We start from the raw sequence: 18734 nt of genomic DNA on the forward strand, positions 1-18734 counted from the left end.
CAACCAATGAAACTAGATTTAAATGCAGGACCAGAGACAGAAACCATTTGCACTATAAAGATATCATTTCCCAAAATCTGGAAAGAAAACATTGGTTATTAATAGCCTATACTCCTGGGTATAGTTATATACTAAAAAGGTTTTCCTACACCACTATCAGCAAGCGAACCGGCACGGCTTCAAGAGATCCAGCCCCTTGCAATTTATCCGCTAGGCTTTACTTTTCAGATCGCACCCTTTGCTTGGGATTAAGCCCTGCGTCGCCAATGCCCTCCACCACACCCAGTCGCTTGCAACCACGCCTCGTCTAAGCCCTCGCCCCAACCCATGCCCTCCTTTCTCGTTCACCTTAGACTCTCCCGACTTGCCTGCCTCGCACTTCTGGCGTCCGGCTCTCAGTTCCTCTCCTGGGGGGCATCGTCCCCTACCATCGGTCTCCCCATCGCGCGCATCTACTCGATCGAAGAAATAGGCGCCTCCCGGGGGCCGCAGTTGAGCTTCGATCGCCTGGGGCGTCTTGCAGTCATCAGCGGCGGAAGCTATATCGTCCTTAACGACGATTCCTGGATCGACCTCGCAATCCACAACAACGACATCCTCCCCATGCTTGAGCTGGCTGTCGACTCGCGAGGTACCGCCTACTACGGAGCGCTTGCCTCCTGGGGTATCGCTGAAACGACAAGCAACGGGTCGCTGCGCCCGACCTCGCTGCGCCCTGCCCAATACCCAGCATGGGTGAACGCCACGAACTTCACCCAGATTCTCTTCACTCCGACAGGCGTTCTCTTCGTCGGCACCACCGGTGTGGTGCACCTGAACACCACAACCATGGAGCACTCGTTCTTCGAGCTCCAAGTTGCCTCCGCCTTCACGCTCGACTCGGAAATCTACCTCTCCTCCGGCACGTACGGCACCGTGAGATTCGATCCACAAAGCCAGGAAACGGAGATGGTCTCCCCGGATATTGGCATCTTCAATACAGCCTACTTTGGAGAAAATGGGATTGTAGCCGCCACCACGAACAACCGGCTCGTTTACTTCGACGGGACATCCTTCGTGGAGCGCGACTTCGGATTTGGCAGCCGACGCCTCGGCACCATCTCCTCCCTCGAAAGCCTCCCCGATGGCGGCTTTGCCGTAGCCATCGATGGCGAAGGACTGTTTCTGATAGACGGCGAGGGAAATCGGAAGATGGCGCTCACCACTACCAATTATCGCCGCATCCTCGACCTCGCAGCTCGCGATACCGGGATCCTCTGGCTCGCCAGAGAAAGCTCCGTCGAAAAACTGCTCTACAACAATCCCGTTTCCGTCGTCGATCATCGCTCAGACGTGGTCATTGGCTGGCCACAAGTCCTGCAACGCGGAGGACACAGCCTCATCGCCTCGAATGGACTTCTCTACAAGATGGAGCTATCAGCCGACTCTTGGTACTACGAATTCGAGTCCGTCGAAAACCTTCCCACTTCAGGAGTTTGGGCAATCGCTACCAACGAGGAGCACCTGATCGTGGGTAACAGCGACGGCGTGTACGCTCAGGTCCCGGGAGGCTTCTCGCCCATCCTCGAGAATATCGACGCCAATCGCGTCTACTTTCAAGACGACAACACCTGCATCGTCGTCGGCGGCACCGAAATCGCAGCTCTCAAATGGGATGGGCAGCGCTGGTTCGAATGCGCGCCACGCATCAAGGGAGTCGGGTTTCCCTCCGTCGCCCACCGCACCGATGAAGCCCTATGGATCGAGCTAGGTCTCGACAGGGTCGGCCGCGTTTGGTTCGAGAATGGCGAAATTCAACTCGAGATCATGGATCAATTCCCATGGCCCGAGCCCGTCTGGGTAAACATCGGCGTGCTTAACCAATACATCGTCTTGAGCGGCCCCGACAACCATCGCGTCTACCTCGACAAAGCGACCGCGCGCCCCGTATCCACGCCCCCGATCGAAAGCTCGCTCCAGCAAGCGGAGCATACCGTGCTGCGCGTCACCGAAGATGAAGACGGCGTGATATGGGCCACTCACGCCAAGGGAGTCCTCACCTTCCATCCAAGCGAGAACGGCTACCGTATGGACAGCGAATCCCTCTCAAGCATCAGCGATCAATACCCGATGATTACCTTGATCAACGGACAACACGCATGGATAGCGACAGAGTCCGTGCTTTATCATGTCGACCAGGATTTCAAGCCGCTGACAGTCCCTCCAAGGCAACCCTTTCTCGTATCCATAGTGGACGGCAAGACCGGTGACCAGCTTTACTCAGCGCACCACAAAAACGACACCATCACCGAACTTCCCTACTCCCAAAACCATCTCGTTTTTCGGTATTTTTCTGGTGGATACACTCCTTTACAGAAACCCATCTACGAATTCTCAATGCAAAAAGGATCCGAAAGCTGGAAGGTGTATAGCGAAGATTCGCTGCTAACCCTTCCCAGCCTAGAGGAAGGGAGCTATCGCCTTACCGCGCAGCTCACAGACAGGGACAAGCGGGTCGGCTCCCCCATACTTACATCGTTTAAAATAGCGCCTCCCTGGTACCGCTCTACCCTAGCTTACGTCACCTACTGGAGCGCAGGGGCCCTCTTCTGCCTCGGCATCATGGCCACTGGGTTCCATCGGGCTAAGAGAAAGCATGAACAACTCGAGCTTCTCGTCCAGCAACGAACCCAGGAACTCCGCGAAACCATGCAAAAGCTCACGGAAGAAGCGAGGACCTCGGCCACCCTTGCCGAACGAAACCGCCTCGCCGGCGAGATTCACGACAGCCTCCAACAAGGCCTTAGCGGCATCGCCCTCCAACTCGACGCCACACTGAAGCATGACGATTTGGATACAAATTTACACAATCGCCTCTCGGTCGCTCGACGAATGGTCTCGTATACCCGTCAAGAAGTCCAACAGGCCGTTTGGGACCTCGAATCGCCATGGCTTCAAGACGAGAGCCTGCCCGAAGCTCTCCGCAACATCGCCCAAGTCCTCGGAGCTGGAACCGCAAAACTGGATTTCGAAAGTTCGGGCTCGTCCTTCGTCATCCCATCCCGCAGAAAACATCATATCCTGCGCATCGCCCAGGAAGCGATAACCAACGCAGTCAGGCACAGCGGAGCCGCAAATATTAGAATCGTGCTTAACTATTCCGACACGCAACTGAGCCTGGAGGTTATCGACGACGGCAAAGGATTCGATCCCAACGAGGTATTCTCCGAGGGTCTCGGCCACTTCGGAATGAGAGGGCTACGCACCCGGGCCAGCAGAATTGACGGAACCCTGAACATAGAGAGCTCTCCCGCAAAAGGAACACGCGTCACCCTCATCGTGCCACACGCCAAAGAGGAGCAAAATCCAAGATCAAACAATGAACGACAAAAAGATTAGAATCCTTCTCGTAGACGACCACGTCGTCCTGCGCATGGGACTTGCGACAGCAGCAAACTGCGAGCCAGACATGGAAGTGGTCGGCCAAGCAGAGAACGGAGAAGAAGCCCTGGAAAAGTGTCGGCTTCTAAATCCTGACGTAGTCGTTCTCGACCTACGAATGCCGAAAATTGGCGGAATCGAAACGATCAAGTTGCTGAAAAAGGAGAATAATTCAGTACGCGTACTGGTCTTCAGCAACTACGCCAGCGGCGAAGAGGCGACTCAAGCCTATCGAGCAGGAGCTTCCGGTTTCGTCGTTAAGGACATGCCACTCGACAACCTCATTGAGGGCATTCGCAGCGTCTACCAAGGCGACCAATACCTCCCCACGGAGATCGCGACCCGACTGAGCCGCCAAGCGCTCTCGCATCTCACCAAGCGTGAGCTAGAGGTTTTAAGCTACGTCGCCAAAGGCCTCAGCAACAAAGAAATCGCAGCCGAGCTAGAACTGGTCGAAGGCACCATCAAGGTCCATATTACCAACATCCTCTCGAAGCTCGGAGTCTCGGATCGAACCCAAGCCATCCTGACAGCCGTAAAGCGAGGGCTCATTCACATCGAATGACCCTTCCCGTCGATACCGCACTCACGCCTCGCGAGCGACTATCCAAAATCCGGCAACTCAATAATGGCCTGCACTTCTTTTTAGGAGCGATCTTCCCCCTACACCACTCCCTAGATCGGAAAAGTCTTCTCGCATGCAAGAGCTCATTGCCGATGAGCCTCTCGCTTCCAAGGAGCCCCCCCCCCCTGATCTATTCGGGACAGGAAGCGGGCCGCGGTTGGGTATGGAATCTTGAACAGCAAACGGGTACATTCCTCGAAGCTTGCTTCGCTGGTAATTCTTGCGATTCAACAAGCCCCGTCGCGCGAAGCGTTTGTTTGCCGTGATGCCCCGTCGCGGTCTCTCCGCGATCGACGGAGTCGATAGCTTGCTGCGGGGTGGCAAACAAAGGGCGCAGATATTCACTACGACGAAAAGGTCAACCCGTAGCTGCTTTCATCAATTCCGTAGACCATGAAGCGGGCAACGACTTGCGCTACCGCATCGCTCGCGGGAACGAGGCCGATAAGAGCTAAGCCCGAAACCTGAAGCCAACGCCCACAAAAAAAGGGAAGTCGTATTAGTAACTCAAATACAACTTCCCGCTCGTTTCACAAACAAGCTATTTTAGCTTGAGCTCACCCCAGAAACGGCGGGGGCTTTGGGAAAAGAGGACGCCCCATTCAAAGGGCGACGCCTCAACTCCACCCGCGGATCCGTATCCGCAGTTCGAGACAACCTTAGTTCAGCCGAACGATTCCCCCCTCGGGCAACTTTGCCCTTGGATACCGTCTCGGAGTGCTGGCGAGGCAAAACGCGATCCCCCTTTCCAGTCAGAGCGGAGACCGATGCTCCCGCCTGATTCCCAGACTTCGGAAAGCGAGAGCGCTCCAAGGAATACTGCTCCGCAGTTAAACTTACCTGCCCCGCAAGCAATAGCAGGGACAACGACAATACTGTTTTAGTCTTCATGTGTAATTATTATTTCCATACATGAAGCAACGTTTTGAAAACAATATGGCTGCGCAGCACAGCCTGTTTCGAAAGCAGCAAATGCGGCCCCTTATAGTGAAGCGCCTTTTTCTGCTTTAACCTCCATCAACGAGAACCCTAGCCCCGCTACCCTCCGCATGCAGACTTAGGATTTCGTCACGATATTTCGTGCTCCACTGCCTCAACTTTTCGCCTATCACGAAATTTCGTTTAACAAGAAAAGGCTCCCAAAAACCCATTAACCACTTTCCTACAGCCACTTACACTGCAACAGAAAAATTTGGCACAAGCTTTGGTAAAAGGACTGTGAACGCGTTGCCGCAACTACGAGGCGACGCACCAGAGAAACCGTTCACTTGTACCTAAACCATGCACGACACCACCAAAACCCAGTCCAAGCTCTCTCCGCGGGAGCTTCTGCGAGCAGCGACTCGCTTCGCCCTATCCCTCACACGCAATCATTCAGACGCCGAGGACCTCGCCCAGATTGCCTGGATGAAACTGCAAAAGAAGTACGGGAGCGTCGACAACCGGCGCCTTCTCTTCGTCGCCATTCGCAATACTCACTTCGACCAACTGAGACGCACGCGCGTCGTCAGCTTCAGCCCTTTGGAGTCGGCCCCGGAACCGTCCCGCAGCGAGACGCCAGGCCACAGCCTCGATCTGGAAACCACTCTCTCGACTCTCTCCGAAGCGGAACGAACCACCCTCCAACTCAACATCATGGAAGGCTACACCGCTATCCAGATTGGCGAAAAGTTGGGCATGCCTCGCGGCACCGTCCTCAGCCACATGTCCCGAGCCCGCAGCAAGCTGCGCAAAGCCTTCGGACCAGAGTTCGGCGCCCTAGAGGGCCAAGTCGCCTAGCTGCCGATCGAACCATGAACGCGCTCATCAAAAGATGCTGGATCGCTCTCGCGCTCCTCGCGGCCACCGCCACCTTTGCCCAAGAGGGGGAAAGCGACGAGGGTCAATTCCTGAGCTTCACGCTGGAGAACGACGCGCCCAACGGCACCGACCGCTACTACAGCTCCGGCATCGAAGTAACTTGGTCGAAATGGCAACGCTTGCTTCCGGCTCTGCCCTTCGAACTCAGCTTCCCCGCCCCGCCGCCACCCGCGATCCGCGACCTGCCAAACTTCCACGCAGGCCAATCCTACAGCCTGCGAAGCATCGCCGTCGGCCAACAAATCTATACGCCGGCCGATCTTTCGAATCCCGACTACCTTCCCAGCGACCGACCTTATGCAGGCTGGAGCTATCTCCAACTTTCGCTCGCCCGCGCATGGGGACACCAGCGCCAGAGCGTCGCCATCGAAGTCGGAACCTTCGGGCCCAACTCCCAAGCCGACGAAGCTCAGCGCTCATTCCACAAACTGATCGGCAGCGCCGTGCCCCAAGGCTGGGAACATCAAGTAAAGAACCATGTATCGGCAGACTTGATACTGACGAGAGACGACCGTCTGCTCAGCCAACGCATTCTAGGCGACTATCGCCTAAACCTAAGCAGCTCGCAGAAGCTCCGCTTGGGAAGCGCTAATAGCAAACTGGAGCTTGGATTCGCCACCGACTTCGCCAAAGGAACTCCGGGCAGCGATCGACGCTCGATCCGCTACTTCAGCCGCGGATCCATAAGCTTGGTCGGCAGGGACCGCAGCCTCAGCAATCCCTACCGCGAATCGTCTACAGGGGTCGCCAAAGCCAGTCTCGTTCCTAGGTTGGAAGCTGGCTTCGAATACCAATTGCCCAAAGCCAAGCTTAGTTTCAGCATCGTTCGCCTCGGCAAGCAATTCGCGTCGCAAGAAGGGGATCACAGCTTTGCCTCAATCAGCTATAGCCTTTGGTGAGTCGAGCCAACTTGACTCCACGTATTCTATATTCCGATACATCTTCCTACTCTTCCCACGGCCGTTGCTTGGCCCTTAACTCGATGCCAAGCTTCTTCATCCGCGAGGCGAGCGTGCTCGGCTTGAGTCCGAGCACGCTCGCCGCCCCGTCCTCGCCGTAAACACGCCCTTCCGTCACTTTCAGGGCGTTGAGGATGTTGCGCCGCTGCAGCTCGACCATTTGGTCTTCATTCATCACCGCATCCTCGGAGACCGGACTCGCAACTTGACCGCCAACGGAGCTTTCCCCTGTCGGCACCTCAAAACGCAAACTTTTGCCACGACTCGTAATCAAGGCTCGCTCCACCTGATTCTGCAACTCCCGCACATTCCCCGGCCAATCGTAGCGAGCCAAGGCTTGTAGTTGCGATTTACTTACACTTGGCATCTTCAAGCCATGCCGCTTTACCAAGTGCTCCACGAAGTGGGCGAGCAGGGCTGGAATATCCTCTCGACGCTCCCTCAAGGCCGGGGCCTCGATGGGAAACACATTGAGGCGGTAGTAGAGGTCCTCGCGAAAACGCTTCTCCTGCACCTCCTCCTTCAAGTTTCGATTGGTAGCCGCGATGATGCGCACGTCGACATGGCGCGTTCGATCCTCGCCCACCCGCTCGTATTGCCCTTCCTGCAACACCCGCAGCAGCTTTGCCTGCAAGTCGAAGGGCATTTCTCCTACCTCGTCTAAAAAGAGGGTGCCGCCCGCCGCCGCTTCGAAGCGCCCGGGGCGGTCGCGCAAGGCGCCGGTGAACGCTCCCTTGGCATGGCCGAAGAGCTCGCTTTCAAACAAGCTCGCCGGAATGCCCGCGCAATTCACGCGGATCATCGGCTGATCCTTGCGCTGACTGCGTCGGTGGATTTCGCGAGCAATCAGCTCCTTGCCGGTGCCCGACTCCCCTGTTACCAAAACATTGGCCCCCGTAGCCGCCACCAACTCGATTTTGGATACGATTTGTTGCACCGGCTCGCTGCGACCCACGATTTCGCCGAAGCTCCGGCTCTCCTCCACTTCGGTACGCAAGTATTCGTTTTCCAACTCCAGCTTGCCATGCAGCTCCCGTATCTGTTCGAACGCCTCCGCATTCGCAATGGCCATCGCCAGGTGGTCGGCGACCATCCTCTGGAAACGGGCGAGATTCTGGTCGATCTCCCGGCGAATGAAAATTCCCAATACGCCCAAGACCTTGCCTCGAAACAACAGCGGCTGAGCATTGATCCCCTTGATGCCCTCGTCGATCGCCCACTTCGGATCCACCACCCAGGTCCGATCTTCCTTGAGATTGACCGTGACCGACTGACCCGTTTGGGCCACGTGCCCGACTTTTCTCACCCCGATTGGAAAACGAGCGAAACGCCCGTCCAAGCGATTCCACACTTCGCTCTTGTTCACCATGGAGCGTCCGCCACTGGCAACCAAGTGCATGCACTTCACATGCTTCTGGCACTCCTCCGCCAAGTGACAGCGATCGCATATGTCGCCCTCCCGCAGCTGCCAAACCCGCACCAAGGCGACATCCTCCCACTCGGAGATCACTTGGGCAGCCGTATCCAAAAGCCGCTGACAATTGTGTTCCTGAGGCAGCTTGAGCAACAAGTCCGCCAATGCCTCCAAGCCTTTCGTGAGCGTGCTCTCCATACCACCATGAACACGACATTTCGTGGTACATCAACACTATATTTCGCGTTCCCCAAGATATCGCCAGAGCTTTCCCGACAGGGAAATATTCTCTAAACACTGTCCTTCAATTACTTATAGCAAACAAGCACCTTCTTGGCGCAGCCTGTGATAAAGGGTTGGCATGTTCGAAAACGAATCGAGAATCAGCCAAGTCAACACGGAGGCCCTACCGGCGCCCCTTCGTCTCGAGTTGCAGAAGCTGGCAGGCGGAGCACGCAGCCTTGAGGGCTTCCTGCAGGTGCTCGCGAACGCCCCGCTCATGCTGGAGGCCTACCTTGTATTCGGAAACGCTCTCGACAAGTGCAGCCTTTCGGAAGAGCTGCAGGCCAAGCTCTTCCTCGCGATCGGCGAATTGGCAAGCAGCTCCTACGACGTGTCCGCCGCCACTTCCCGAGCTAAGGCCCTCGGAATCAGCGAGGAGGAAATCAAACGCGCCCGCTGTGGCTTGTCCGACTTTCCCCTTCATCGCGCCGCCCTCGCTTTTGCCCGTCAGCTGATACGCAAGCACGGCCATCTCACGGACGAGGAGCTCAACAGCCTCCGACGCTCCATCCACGACGAACGAACCATCGTGGAAATCGTCGCAGCCGTGGCCCAAGTCCACTTCGCAAGCCTGCTCAACAACCTCGCGAACACCCCCTTGGACCATCCTCCAGCCCAAGAGATACGAGACCTTAGTTAACACATTTCTACGTAACCATAAACCTAATACAATAAAATGAAGATAAACTGGACCAACGCAATCGTCGCCGGAATCCTCGGCACCATCCTATTCGACATCTCCGGATTCCTGATGACAGGAACCTGGTGGGACATCCCCGGCCTCATCGGCCAAAAGCTGGGATACGGGCTCCTGGGAGGACTGCCCGTTCACTACGGAAACGGCATCGCCCTCTCCGTCATCTATGCGGCCCTCCGCCCATCGCTCTTCGGCCCCGAGTGGTTTCGAGCTTTCGCCTACACCACCGCCCAAACCGTGCTCATCGTGTGGTTCTTCATGCTCCCGCTGCTCGGAGCCGGCATCGCCGGATGGGACCTCAACAAGGCCCTGCCCATCATCACCTTGGTTCGCCATTACGCCTACATGGTGCCGCTCGCCTTGATGCTCAATCCCCAGAGCCAGTTTTCGACTCTCTTCGGAAAGCCGAGCGACCCGCAACCTTGCTGAAAGCGGAATGCAAACCCTCGAGAGCGAACGACTCCGAAGGAAGCTTCAACTCCAGGAGTTCCTCTCACGCACCACGCTAACCGCATCGCTGCACCCTCAACGTATTCACTCTTTAGCGACACTCAACACCCTAAAACCAAAACAACTCATCATCAAAAAAATATCATGAACAGAATAAAACTAATCGAAGCAGAAAACGCAGCGCCCGCCACGGCATCGCTTTACCAAGCGGTCAAGTCCAAGCTAGGACTCGTCCCCAATATGGTGAAAGCGCTCGGCAACAGCAGCACCGCCCTCGAGGGCTACCTCGGACTCAGCGGAGCCGTATCCAAAGGCAGCCTACGTCCGTCGACCCGCGAGAAGATCGCTCTCCTACTCGCCGAGGAAAACAGCTGCGAGTACTGCCTGCGGGCCCACACTGCCATCAGCGGATCGCTCAAGATCCCTGCGGGCGAAATCGCAGAGGCGCGTCGCGGCACTGCCTACGACGTCAAGGAGCAAACCTTGCTGACCCTCTCCAAGGAGATCCTGGAAACCCGCGGCGCCGTAAGCGACGAAACCCTGCAAACGGCCCGCCGAGCCAACGTGAGCGATGAGGAGATCGCCGAGGTCGCTGCCAACGTGGCCCTCAACATCTACACCAACTACTTCAATCGCCTGGCTCAGACCGAAAACGACTTCCCAGCCGTGGAAGCATGCTCCTGCCAAAACGCCTAATCGCGGCGTTCTCAACAAAACAACATCCAACGAATCGCGGCAGGGGCCACAAGCCCCTGCCGCCTAAAACACCCAAGAAGATGGCTCGAAAGTTCATGGAGATCGCTCTCACTCCCAGCGTACAAAAAGCCCAAGAGGCGGCTTACGGAAGACACCAAACCGTCGAGAAGGGAGCGGAGACCGATGCCCTCGGCGAGGGCGAGCAAGCCTTTGTCCAAGCTCGCAACTCCTTCTACATGGCCACGGTCAACGAGGACGGCTGGCCCTACATCCAGCATCGCGGCGGGCCCACTGGCTTCCTGAAAACGATAAGCCCGGAGCAAATCGCCTTCGCCGACTACAAAGGAAACCGGCAGTTGATCAGCACCGGCAACCTCTCTCGCCACGACCGCGTCGCCCTCTTCCTCATCGACTATCCGTCACGCACGCGACTGAAAATCCTCGGTCGAGCCCGTACCTACCCTCTTTCCGAAACGCCTCCCGAAGTGCTGGACGGCATCGGCGACTCTACCCTTGGACGAGCGGAACGCGTGTTCGTCATCGATGTAGTCTCCTTCGACTGGAACTGCTCCCAATACATCACGCCCCGCTATTCTCACGAGGAGATCGCTCCCCTCGTAGAAGGGCTCAAGCAACGCATCCAAGATTTGGAGACGCATTAAAAACGCAGGCGATTTACCCCCACTTTACCGTTCCCGCCCGGGAACAAACCGAAGGCCAAACACGGCTGAAACATCAACAACACAATCCGAGTAAACTATGAAAACCCTAGGCAATATCTCAACGCTCCTCACTGGACTTATCGCAATGCACAGCGCCCTCGCCCAACTTCCCGACCCGGGACTGGAGATCGACCTGTCCGACACCGCCTTGGTGATCACGGACCCGCAAAACGATTTCCTCAGTCCCGAGGGAGTCACCTGGGGAGTCGTCGGAAAAAGCGTAACCGAGAACAACACCGTCGAGCACATCGGACAACTCTTCGCCGCAGCCAAGGAACGCGGAATGCTCGTGGTCGTGTCTCCCCACTACTATTACCCACACGACCACGTATGGGAGCACGAGGGCACACTCGAGACGGTGATGCACAGTATCGGCATGTTCGACCGAGACGGTCCCCTCACCACTGAAGACTTCGAAGGCTCAGGCGCCGACTGGCTGGAGCGCTACAAGCCTTACATCGAACACGAGAGCACCGTAGTCACAAGCCCCCACAAAGTCTACGGTCCCGAGTCGAACGACCTCGTTCTACAGCTGCGCAAACGTGGTATCCGAAAAGTAATACTTGGCGGCATGTCGGCAAACCTCTGCACGGAATCACACCTGCGTGAACTGATGGAGCAAGGCTTCGAAGTCGCCGTCGTGCCGGACGCGACCGCAGCCGCGATCGTGGGCGACCTCGACGGTTTCCAGGCCGCCTCCGTCAACTACCGCATGATCGCCAACACCACTTGGCCTACCAAGGACGCAGTCCAAAAAATACGCTCCGCGCCGGGGGATCCTAAGGTTGCCCCCTTTCGCCCGCAGACAAAAACGCGCTAGATCGCCCACGAGAGGAACACGAAGCCATGACAACCACATTGCAAAACGAGACCGTATCACGTCCGCCACTACCACCATTCACCCAGGAGAGTGCCTTCGCAAAAGTCCAGGCAGCCGAAGACGCATGGAATTCCCGCGATCCAGAAAGAGTCGCCCTCGCCTATTCGCCCGACACGCGCTGGCGCAACCGCTCCGATTTCCTAAACGGTCGCGAGGAAGTCCGCCAATTCCTAGCCCGCAAATGGGAAAGGGAGCTCGACTACCGGCTCAAGAAAACGCTCTGGAGTTTTACCGGGAACCACATCTCCGTAAAATTTGAATACGAGTACCACAACGAAGCGGGACAATGGTTCCGCGCTTACGGAAACGAACAATGGGAATTCGCCGCGAACGGACTGATGCAAGTTCGAGAGGCCAGCATCAACGACGTCGCAATCGAAGAGTCCGAGAGAAAATTCCGCTGGGAACGATAGCCAACAAAAGGGGTGCGTACCGCTCTAGCCTCGGTACGCACCTAACACCTCCCATATCTACGTATCCTATTTTTTGATACACTATATCATTCACCCAAACCACTTACGACTGAGTCCAGCCCTTCAAATGAACACCTTAACCTTCGACACCGTCATTATCGGGTCCGGCACTTCCGCTTACTACGCTGCCCGCGGCTTGCAAGCCGGCGGTCAAAGAGTCGCCGTCGTCGACCAGCAAGCCTTCGGCGGTACCTGCGCCCTCCGCGGCTGCCAGCCCAAGAAATATCTCGTCGCCAACGCCGAGGCCATTGCCGCCGCCCGACATCTATCCGGAAAAGGAATCACTCACGCTCCGCAAACGGACTGGCCCGCCCTGCAGGCCCTTAAGAACGAATTCCTGGAAGGCATCCCCGAAAGCTCTTTCAACGGATACCGCCAAGCGGGAATCACTCCCATTCGCGGTCGAGCCCAGCTGCTCGACGAGCACACCCTGCAGGTCGAGGACTCAACCCTCATCGCTGACCACATCATCATCGCCACCGGCTCCTCCCCTCGCCGCCTCGACATTGACGGAGCCGCGTTGGCTGGCACGAGCGACACCTTCCTGGACCTGCCCAGCCTGCCTCCGCGCATCGCTTTCATCGGCGGCGGATACATCTCTTTCGAATTTGCCCATGTCGCCGCTCAAGCCGGCAGTGAAGTCACCATCGTGCACCGCAGCGCCCGACCGCTCAGCTCCTTTGACCCAGAGGCCGTCACGACCCTGCTCCACGCAACCGCCGCGGCCGGCATCACCTTCTGGCCGGAACAAACCGCGACCTCGATTGAGCGAAGCGGCAACGGACTTCTCCTGACGACCAACAGCGGGGCTTCGATCGAAGTCGATTGCGTCATAAACGCGAGCGGCCGCAGCCCCAACCTTGGCGTACTCGACCGGGCAAGCGCCGCAATCAAGACAAGCCCCCGCGGCATCGTCGTGAATCGCTACCTGCAAAGCCCCTCCCACCCTAGCATCTACGCGATCGGCGACGTCGCCGACACCGGCTACCAACTTGCCACCGTCGCCGATCGGGCAGGCATGCTGGTCGCGGAAAACATCCTGTACGGAAACCGATCGCCCCTCGAGCTCGACACTGTCGCCAGCGCCGTATTCACCATTCCAAACCTGGCTCGGGTTGGGCTCAGCGAGGAGGAAGCCCAGCGCCAAGGACTCGACTTTCGCGTCCACAAAGGCTCGACCAAGAACTGGCCCTCTTCCCAGCGCATCGGAGAAGCCCATTCGTTTTTTAAGGTCCTGATCGAAAACGGAAGCAATCGCATCCTAGGAGCCCATTTGCTCCGCCACCAAGCCGCAGAAGTCATCAACCTATTCGCTCTCGCCATCAAAAAGAAACTGACCGTGGGCGACCTGAAGTCGGTTCTCTGGGCCTATCCCACCTACGGCTCCGACCTCAACAACATGATCGCCTAAGCGACCCGTCCCACTCTTTCGCCAGAAACCTCACCAACCAACACACAAACATGAACACTACACCCAACCTACTCATCATCAACGGAAGCCCTCGCGGAGGACGTTCCCTATCCCGCAAAATGGCTAGCCGCTTCGAGGAGAGCTGGCGAAACCGAATTCCAGACTCCAAGGTGCTTGTCAAAAACGTGGGCAGCGAGCCACCGCCATTCGTTTCGGAAGCGTGGATCGCAGCCGTCTTCACCCCGCCAGAGGAGAGGGACGAAGAGCAGCGAAAACTGCTCGATTACTCGGACCAAGCGATCAACGAGCTCCGAGCGGCTGATACCATAGTCCTTGCCACCCCCATGCACAACTACGGCGTACCTGCTGCCGTTAAAGCTTGGGTCGACCAGGTCGTCCGCGTCGGCGAAACGTTTTCATTCGACCTTAAACGCGGCGACTTCCCCCTGGAACCCATCCTCGCTGGAAAGCGGCTGGTGACCCTGACCACCGCCGGCGAATTTGGCTTCACCGGCAACGGCATACGCAACCACCTAAACCACCTTCACCCCCATGTTGAAGTATTTTCTCGATACCTCGGAGTGTCCCAATCTTGGCAGGAAGGCATCGAGTATCAGGAATTCGGAGACAAGCGGTTCGAAGACTCGAAAGCCAAGTCTTTCGCCGCCATCCCCCGCATCGTCGACGAGGTCATAGCCTCGTTCCTGCGCGAGGAACGGAAGGAGCAAAATAGGATCGCCGTCGAGTAAGCCGCTCTTGGCCATTCACTACCGCCACGCCACCCGATGATCGAGCCGGGTGGCGAGCTTATGAGGAACCAGCAGCCCTTCCCTCCACACCTAGCCCCCCTACAACTGACATCGCCTCCGCTCTCGCTATGAAAAAGAAAACGAACCGCAAAGCACCCGCAGAAAGCAGCCCACCTCCCTTCCCGCTGCGCATGCTTTACTACCTTCTGGAACTGCTGAACGAACGAGCGAGATGTCGCGAATGCCCTCCCCTAGAGGACCCCTTCCAAAAATAGCGGACCATACAAACCGCAGAATAATTTCACCTCAGCCTTGTCGCCCAAGGATGCGAGGGCGGTGTAAGCTAAGATCCTTAAAGACTGTCCAATAAATGTAGGAGCGTGAATTGCGCTTTTTATGAAGGATCGGACTGTTCCTTACATTTCTTACATCGCGTGGGAAGCGACCTTGCGTCGCGATTGGAGGCCGCCTGACCGCTACGCTTCCCACGGGAGAATTGCACATCAGAATTACGCAAGGAACGGCACTGACAGCACACGAGAAACCCCATATCGATTGCTGCCAACTACCAGGGAGAAGAGTCCCATTTCAGTCTTTCCGTTCTGAGAAACAATCCAACAACACATACGATCCTCTCCAGCGAAGGGTTGCAGCTTGCTGCAGACCGCAGCGCAAACCCGCTTCACAGCACGACGCGGTCTGGACCAAGGTCCAACCCTACAAAAACGCGACCTACTGAGCACCCTCTCAGCGCCTTTGCTTTCTCAATAGTTTCACGATGCGGCCATTTACGATCTCTGCCACATTCCACAGATACAACTTCGAATCGGTCGTGTTATAAAATTGTACGACGACCGTATCCAAATCCTCATGGTATTCAGCGAAGCTCTGGTATCCGGGCACCCATCCAGAATGTTTGTACACGTATATCGATGCATAGATGGCACGTTCATTTTCGTTAAACAAAGACCCGTCGTTTAAGGCCCTTAAGAAGATCCCTACATCCTCTGCGGTAGCGACCATGCCATGCTCATCCATCTTCAAATCGTGGGGATGGCCAACATGATAGCCGCTCATCAAACGATCCGCATTCACTTCGCTGTGTGAAGCATAGGTGTTTTTAAGCCCGAGAGGGTTCAATATTTTTTCTTCAATGAACTGGAACTTGCTGTACCCCAAAACCTTTTCGACAATCTGAGAGAGCAACAAATAGTTGGTGTTAGAGTATTCGTAACCTTCTCCGGGTTCAAAATTGGCCGGCTTATCTAGGATCAGCTTCAGCGCATCCTCACCGCTTTCCGGTGGGTTAGCCCAGAAATTTGGCGTATCCGTAAAATTGGGAATACCGCTGCGGTGCTGAACCATCAATCGCAAGGTGATCCGTTCCGCATTTTCAATTCTTCCCCCAAGCTCCGGAAAATACTCAGCAAGCGTTCTATCCAAGGACAGCCTTCCGTCATCCACCAGCTTGCTTACAGCGACCGCATCATAAAGCTTGGAAATACTGGCAATTTTAAAGAAGGCCTGTGGATCCGCTGCTATCTGGTCTTCACGATCGTGCCAGCCGGCCCCGTAAAACGCAGGAGGCTTACCGGCCTCGTTGACATACACGATCATCCCCTCAAAGCCATGTCCAATGGCCTCATCCAACTGTTCCTGAACAGAATTCGGGAGCGGCAAGATCCAAGCCCACACCAATATCCACGGTACGAAAAACAAGGATACGACAGTCCCAAGCAATAAGGCTATCCTGACTATCCACTTAATCTTTTTGTTTTTCATAGTTTCAAAGAAGCTGGAGACGGAAGGTCATTGAAGCTGCGAACAAAACCCAAAACTGTCCAACAAAACTTACTCGCCTCTTCATAGTAGGGTTGCAGCTTGCTGCAGACCGCCGCGTCGCTTTTACCATTCAACCCTTCCTAGATCGTAGTATATCGTTCCATCGGTCAAAACAATGGCTCCTCCATTTGAGCAGCAACCCAACTTGTAAGAGACCGTTTTTATTTCATCAATAGGTTCTCCAGTCAGCTTGTTTACTGCCGTAAATCGATGCTCTATAAATATTTGTCGTAAAATAAAATCAAGCTGTGGCAGACTCTCCAAAGGAATACGTGTAAATTCTATTTCTTCTTCTATTCTCTCGTAAATGTATCTTGCGGATTCAGTATCTGAAAGCTTCCATTTTTCAGCCATTCTCAGTATTTCTAAATTGTTAATCTGAAATTCAGCGACTATATTTGAAACCGTCACGTGTCCTTCATTCGCGATAGTTTCACTTACCGTAGGCTTACTAGTTTTTGTAATCTCGACACTGTGAAAATTGGAGTCGACCATGGGGTTCCTGCCAATCATCTCAGTGGCAATCCTAAACTGACCGAACGAATGGGCAGCGGTCGCTATAAGCATGATCATGAAAATGCTGAATCTCTGCATATCGACGAGGTTAAACGTGGTGGCTTGCCGAGGTTGCCTGTACCGTCCGGTTGCCGCTTCCTTTTCTCTTCACAAGAAGCGCTCCACCCATCGCAAAAGAAAGCCCAATTCCCGCAGCGAAAGTCATGGAAAAGAAGCTATTGTTTTTCGTTGCTTCAGCGGCTATCAAATCGATTCGTGTCGATTTCTGGAACTCTTTCCATCCCTCATATTCTTCTGTTCCTTTCACAAACGGAGAGTTCACGTTTTCAATGAGCCCGTCGAATAGCTCAGCAGCCTTTTCTTTCGTCGCTTCTCGGTTGACTTTGGAAGTGGCCATTCCAGTCACGCCAACTGATATCAAGATTAAACCTAGGACGAGGAGGTAGAGTCTTCGATTGGTCTTCATTTCTCCGACAACGTCAAAGCCACACGATGTCGGCTCCGGCTAAGGTTAGAATTGTTGGGTTCGTTGATTCTTTTGGGTTAGTAGCGAAGAGGCGGGCGTCTGCCCTTCTTTCATGATTCCTTAGTCTCTTTCACCTCAACTTTTGGTTCCATCTCTTCTCCAGGGACGAAGAGCCAGAATCCAACAGTTGCTAGAACCAAGCCAACAACGAAGCCTATTCCTGCTCTCGGCATATCTCCATCGTTGTATGGGCTTACGACCAGAAAGTAGGTCAATCCGCCAACGACGCCCCCAACCAAAGCAGACATTCCTTGGTTCATTTTGTATTGGGTTCCACATGCCGGACACTTCAGGGGTGACCATTTCGATACCGTAAGCGACTTAAGGGGTCCAATCTTAGCTGAACACTTGAGGCAAGTTCTCATGTTATTTTCAAAGAACGTCAAAGACTCACGACGTAGGGCGCGCAGCGTCCGGAGTTGTGAGCTCTGCCTGGTTCGAACATTTTGTATTCGTACTCATGTTTGAATTGTGCGGATTACGAGTACGTCCCCATTCGGGCTCACGTTAACTATGTTTCCTTTTAATCGTTCCCTAAACGGACTGAAAGCTTCGATTAGGGATTCAATTTTTTCAGGGTTGTTTTTGTAAATGGTCCTAATGGACTTCTCAATCACGTCCAGATATACGTGTGATGCTAGTTTTAGATGCTCTTCAATCGATTCTTTTAAGTCTGCTTTATGCATCTCATCCTTAGTGTGCTCAAAGAACTCGACATGGAAGTCTTCTAAGGAGATCCGAACTGGAACAAAGGCTCTATTCGGGAACCCTTCTTCCTCGAAGAAATCTACACTATGAGCCCCCAGTTGATTTCTGATACGCCTGATTTGAAGACTTTCTAAGTCTTCTCTCATTTTGGAATAATTTGGATGCTGAAAGAACTTCGCCAAGCTAAGCAGGGCATTTTGCTGCAGGTATACCGCGTTGAGTAGGCCATAAAGTCTCAAATACTTTTCTCCCAACTCGTCATACTTAGTTGGGCCGCTAATGCCAAATTTTAGGAAGTTCTGAATGGCAGCGTTTGAATCCTCCAGAATGTCTTCTGAGGCGAGAATGTAGTTCCAATCACTTTCGTCGTTTAATTTTAGGCACGATCTTACGTGCTTCTTAAAGTCGTTCGTTTCCTTCTTGAAAATCTTCTCGCGAGTGAGATTAACGAACATGTCGTTGATCTTACACAAAAGCTCTGCCCAATCTAAATTCATTCTTCGA

Annotated in this window: 18 protein-coding genes; 12 read left to right on the top strand and 6 right to left on the bottom strand. The window is 54.9% G+C overall.

Annotated elements, in window-relative coordinates; genetic code table 11:
* Positions 1 to 327: 327 nt before the first annotated feature.
* From IEN85_RS02495 to IEN85_RS02510, 4 genes are all read left to right on the top strand, one after another.
* Positions 328 to 3378: a sensor histidine kinase gene (locus IEN85_RS02495; protein WP_191615496.1), complete on the top strand. Its 3051-nt coding sequence runs from the start codon at positions 328 to 330 to the stop codon at positions 3376 to 3378.
* Positions 3359 to 3985, top strand: coding sequence for a response regulator (locus tag IEN85_RS02500; protein ID WP_191615497.1), 627 nt, complete (start codon positions 3359 to 3361; stop codon positions 3983 to 3985). Before IEN85_RS02495 ends, IEN85_RS02500 begins: the two co-directional genes overlap by 20 nt.
* 1341 nt (positions 3986 to 5326) lie before the next feature.
* Entirely contained in the window at positions 5327 to 5824 is a 498-nt protein-coding gene (locus IEN85_RS02505) for an RNA polymerase sigma factor (RefSeq protein ID WP_191615498.1), read from the top strand.
* A gap of 14 nt (positions 5825 to 5838) precedes the next feature.
* The gene (locus IEN85_RS02510; RefSeq protein WP_191615499.1) at positions 5839 to 6804 is read left to right on the top strand and encodes a lipid A deacylase LpxR family protein; all 966 of its coding nucleotides are present in this window, start codon (positions 5839 to 5841) and stop codon (positions 6802 to 6804) included.
* Positions 6805 to 6850: 46 nt separating this feature from the next.
* Here the strand turns inward: IEN85_RS02510 and IEN85_RS02515 are convergent, their stop codons facing one another.
* The gene (locus tag IEN85_RS02515; RefSeq protein WP_191615500.1) at positions 6851 to 8476 is read right to left on the bottom strand and encodes a sigma-54-dependent Fis family transcriptional regulator; all 1626 of its coding nucleotides are present in this window, start codon (positions 8474 to 8476) and stop codon (positions 6851 to 6853) included.
* Between the two features lie 163 nt (positions 8477 to 8639).
* Here IEN85_RS02515 and IEN85_RS02520 point away from each other — a divergent pair, with 163 nt between their 5' ends.
* From IEN85_RS02520 to IEN85_RS02555, 8 genes are all read left to right on the top strand, one after another.
* A complete protein-coding gene (locus IEN85_RS02520) occupies positions 8640 to 9200 on the top strand; it encodes a carboxymuconolactone decarboxylase family protein (protein ID WP_191615501.1) in 561 nt (186 codons plus the stop codon).
* Positions 9201 to 9236: 36 nt separating this feature from the next.
* Positions 9237 to 9686 carry a hypothetical protein gene (locus IEN85_RS02525; RefSeq protein WP_191615502.1) on the top strand — a complete coding sequence of 150 codons (450 nt, stop codon included), beginning with the start codon at positions 9237 to 9239 and terminating at the stop codon, positions 9684 to 9686.
* Positions 9687 to 9851: 165 nt separating this feature from the next.
* Entirely contained in the window at positions 9852 to 10403 is a 552-nt protein-coding gene (locus IEN85_RS02530; protein ID WP_191615503.1) for a carboxymuconolactone decarboxylase family protein, read from the top strand.
* 80 nt (positions 10404 to 10483) lie between these two features.
* Positions 10484 to 11065, top strand: a complete 582-nt coding sequence (locus IEN85_RS02535) for a pyridoxamine 5'-phosphate oxidase family protein (protein WP_191615504.1) — start codon at positions 10484 to 10486, stop codon at positions 11063 to 11065.
* A gap of 97 nt (positions 11066 to 11162) precedes the next feature.
* Positions 11163 to 11945: a cysteine hydrolase family protein gene (locus tag IEN85_RS02540; protein ID WP_191615505.1), complete on the top strand. Its 783-nt coding sequence runs from the start codon at positions 11163 to 11165 to the stop codon at positions 11943 to 11945.
* Positions 11946 to 11971: 26 nt separating this feature from the next.
* A complete protein-coding gene (locus tag IEN85_RS02545) occupies positions 11972 to 12418 on the top strand; it encodes a nuclear transport factor 2 family protein (protein ID WP_191615506.1) in 447 nt (148 codons plus the stop codon).
* A gap of 127 nt (positions 12419 to 12545) precedes the next feature.
* Positions 12546 to 13889, top strand: a complete 1344-nt coding sequence (locus tag IEN85_RS02550) for a dihydrolipoyl dehydrogenase family protein (protein ID WP_191615507.1) — start codon at positions 12546 to 12548, stop codon at positions 13887 to 13889.
* A gap of 50 nt (positions 13890 to 13939) precedes the next feature.
* Positions 13940 to 14638: an FMN-dependent NADH-azoreductase gene (locus IEN85_RS02555; protein ID WP_191615508.1), complete on the top strand. Its 699-nt coding sequence runs from the start codon at positions 13940 to 13942 to the stop codon at positions 14636 to 14638.
* Between the two features lie 747 nt (positions 14639 to 15385).
* Here IEN85_RS02555 and IEN85_RS02560 read toward each other — a convergent pair.
* The 5 genes from IEN85_RS02560 to IEN85_RS02580 all read right to left on the bottom strand — a co-directional run.
* Positions 15386 to 16420, bottom strand: a complete 1035-nt coding sequence (locus tag IEN85_RS02560; RefSeq protein ID WP_191615509.1) for a serine hydrolase domain-containing protein — start codon at positions 16418 to 16420, stop codon at positions 15386 to 15388.
* A 123-nt stretch (positions 16421 to 16543) separates the two neighbouring features.
* Positions 16544 to 17053, bottom strand: coding sequence for a hypothetical protein (locus IEN85_RS02565; RefSeq protein ID WP_191615510.1), 510 nt, complete (start codon positions 17051 to 17053; stop codon positions 16544 to 16546).
* Between the two features lie 31 nt (positions 17054 to 17084).
* Positions 17085 to 17462, bottom strand: coding sequence for a hypothetical protein (locus IEN85_RS02570; protein ID WP_191615511.1), 378 nt, complete (start codon positions 17460 to 17462; stop codon positions 17085 to 17087).
* A 110-nt stretch (positions 17463 to 17572) separates the two neighbouring features.
* The gene (locus IEN85_RS02575) at positions 17573 to 17782 is read right to left on the bottom strand and encodes a hypothetical protein (protein WP_191615512.1); all 210 of its coding nucleotides are present in this window, start codon (positions 17780 to 17782) and stop codon (positions 17573 to 17575) included.
* Positions 17783 to 17980: 198 nt separating this feature from the next.
* On the bottom strand, positions 17981 to 18734 hold a 754-nt coding region (locus IEN85_RS02580; RefSeq protein WP_224772416.1), incomplete at its 5' end, for a hypothetical protein.

This window comes from Pelagicoccus enzymogenes (assembly GCF_014803405.1).
Classification (GTDB): domain Bacteria; phylum Verrucomicrobiota; class Verrucomicrobiia; order Opitutales; family Opitutaceae; genus Pelagicoccus; species Pelagicoccus enzymogenes.

Excerpts from the sequence above, each read along its gene's own strand:
- IEN85_RS02495 (WP_191615496.1), top strand. The coding sequence starts at position 328 with ATGCCCTCCTTTCTCGTTCACCTTAGACTCTCCCGACTTGCCTGCCTC.
- IEN85_RS02515 (WP_191615500.1), bottom strand. The coding sequence starts at position 8,476 with ATGGAGAGCACGCTCACGAAAGGCTTGGAGGCATTGGCGGACTTGTTG.
- IEN85_RS02505 (WP_191615498.1), top strand. The coding sequence starts at position 5,327 with ATGCACGACACCACCAAAACCCAGTCCAAGCTCTCTCCGCGGGAGCTT.
- IEN85_RS02560 (WP_191615509.1), bottom strand. The coding sequence starts at position 16,420 with ATGAAAAACAAAAAGATTAAGTGGATAGTCAGGATAGCCTTATTGCTT.
- IEN85_RS02545 (WP_191615506.1), top strand. The coding sequence starts at position 11,972 with ATGACAACCACATTGCAAAACGAGACCGTATCACGTCCGCCACTACCA.
- IEN85_RS02525 (WP_191615502.1), top strand. The coding sequence starts at position 9,237 with ATGAAGATAAACTGGACCAACGCAATCGTCGCCGGAATCCTCGGCACC.
- IEN85_RS02500 (WP_191615497.1), top strand. The coding sequence starts at position 3,359 with ATGAACGACAAAAAGATTAGAATCCTTCTCGTAGACGACCACGTCGTC.
- IEN85_RS02540 (WP_191615505.1), top strand. The coding sequence starts at position 11,163 with ATGAAAACCCTAGGCAATATCTCAACGCTCCTCACTGGACTTATCGCA.
- IEN85_RS02575 (WP_191615512.1), bottom strand. The coding sequence starts at position 17,782 with ATGAACCAAGGAATGTCTGCTTTGGTTGGGGGCGTCGTTGGCGGATTG.
- IEN85_RS02565 (WP_191615510.1), bottom strand. The coding sequence starts at position 17,053 with ATGATCATGCTTATAGCGACCGCTGCCCATTCGTTCGGTCAGTTTAGG.
- IEN85_RS02510 (WP_191615499.1), top strand. The coding sequence starts at position 5,839 with ATGAACGCGCTCATCAAAAGATGCTGGATCGCTCTCGCGCTCCTCGCG.
- IEN85_RS02550 (WP_191615507.1), top strand. The coding sequence starts at position 12,546 with ATGAACACCTTAACCTTCGACACCGTCATTATCGGGTCCGGCACTTCC.
- IEN85_RS02570 (WP_191615511.1), bottom strand. The coding sequence starts at position 17,462 with ATGAAGACCAATCGAAGACTCTACCTCCTCGTCCTAGGTTTAATCTTG.
- IEN85_RS02520 (WP_191615501.1), top strand. The coding sequence starts at position 8,640 with ATGTTCGAAAACGAATCGAGAATCAGCCAAGTCAACACGGAGGCCCTA.
- IEN85_RS02535 (WP_191615504.1), top strand. The coding sequence starts at position 10,484 with ATGGCTCGAAAGTTCATGGAGATCGCTCTCACTCCCAGCGTACAAAAA.
- IEN85_RS02530 (WP_191615503.1), top strand. The coding sequence starts at position 9,852 with ATGAACAGAATAAAACTAATCGAAGCAGAAAACGCAGCGCCCGCCACG.
- IEN85_RS02555 (WP_191615508.1), top strand. The coding sequence starts at position 13,940 with ATGAACACTACACCCAACCTACTCATCATCAACGGAAGCCCTCGCGGA.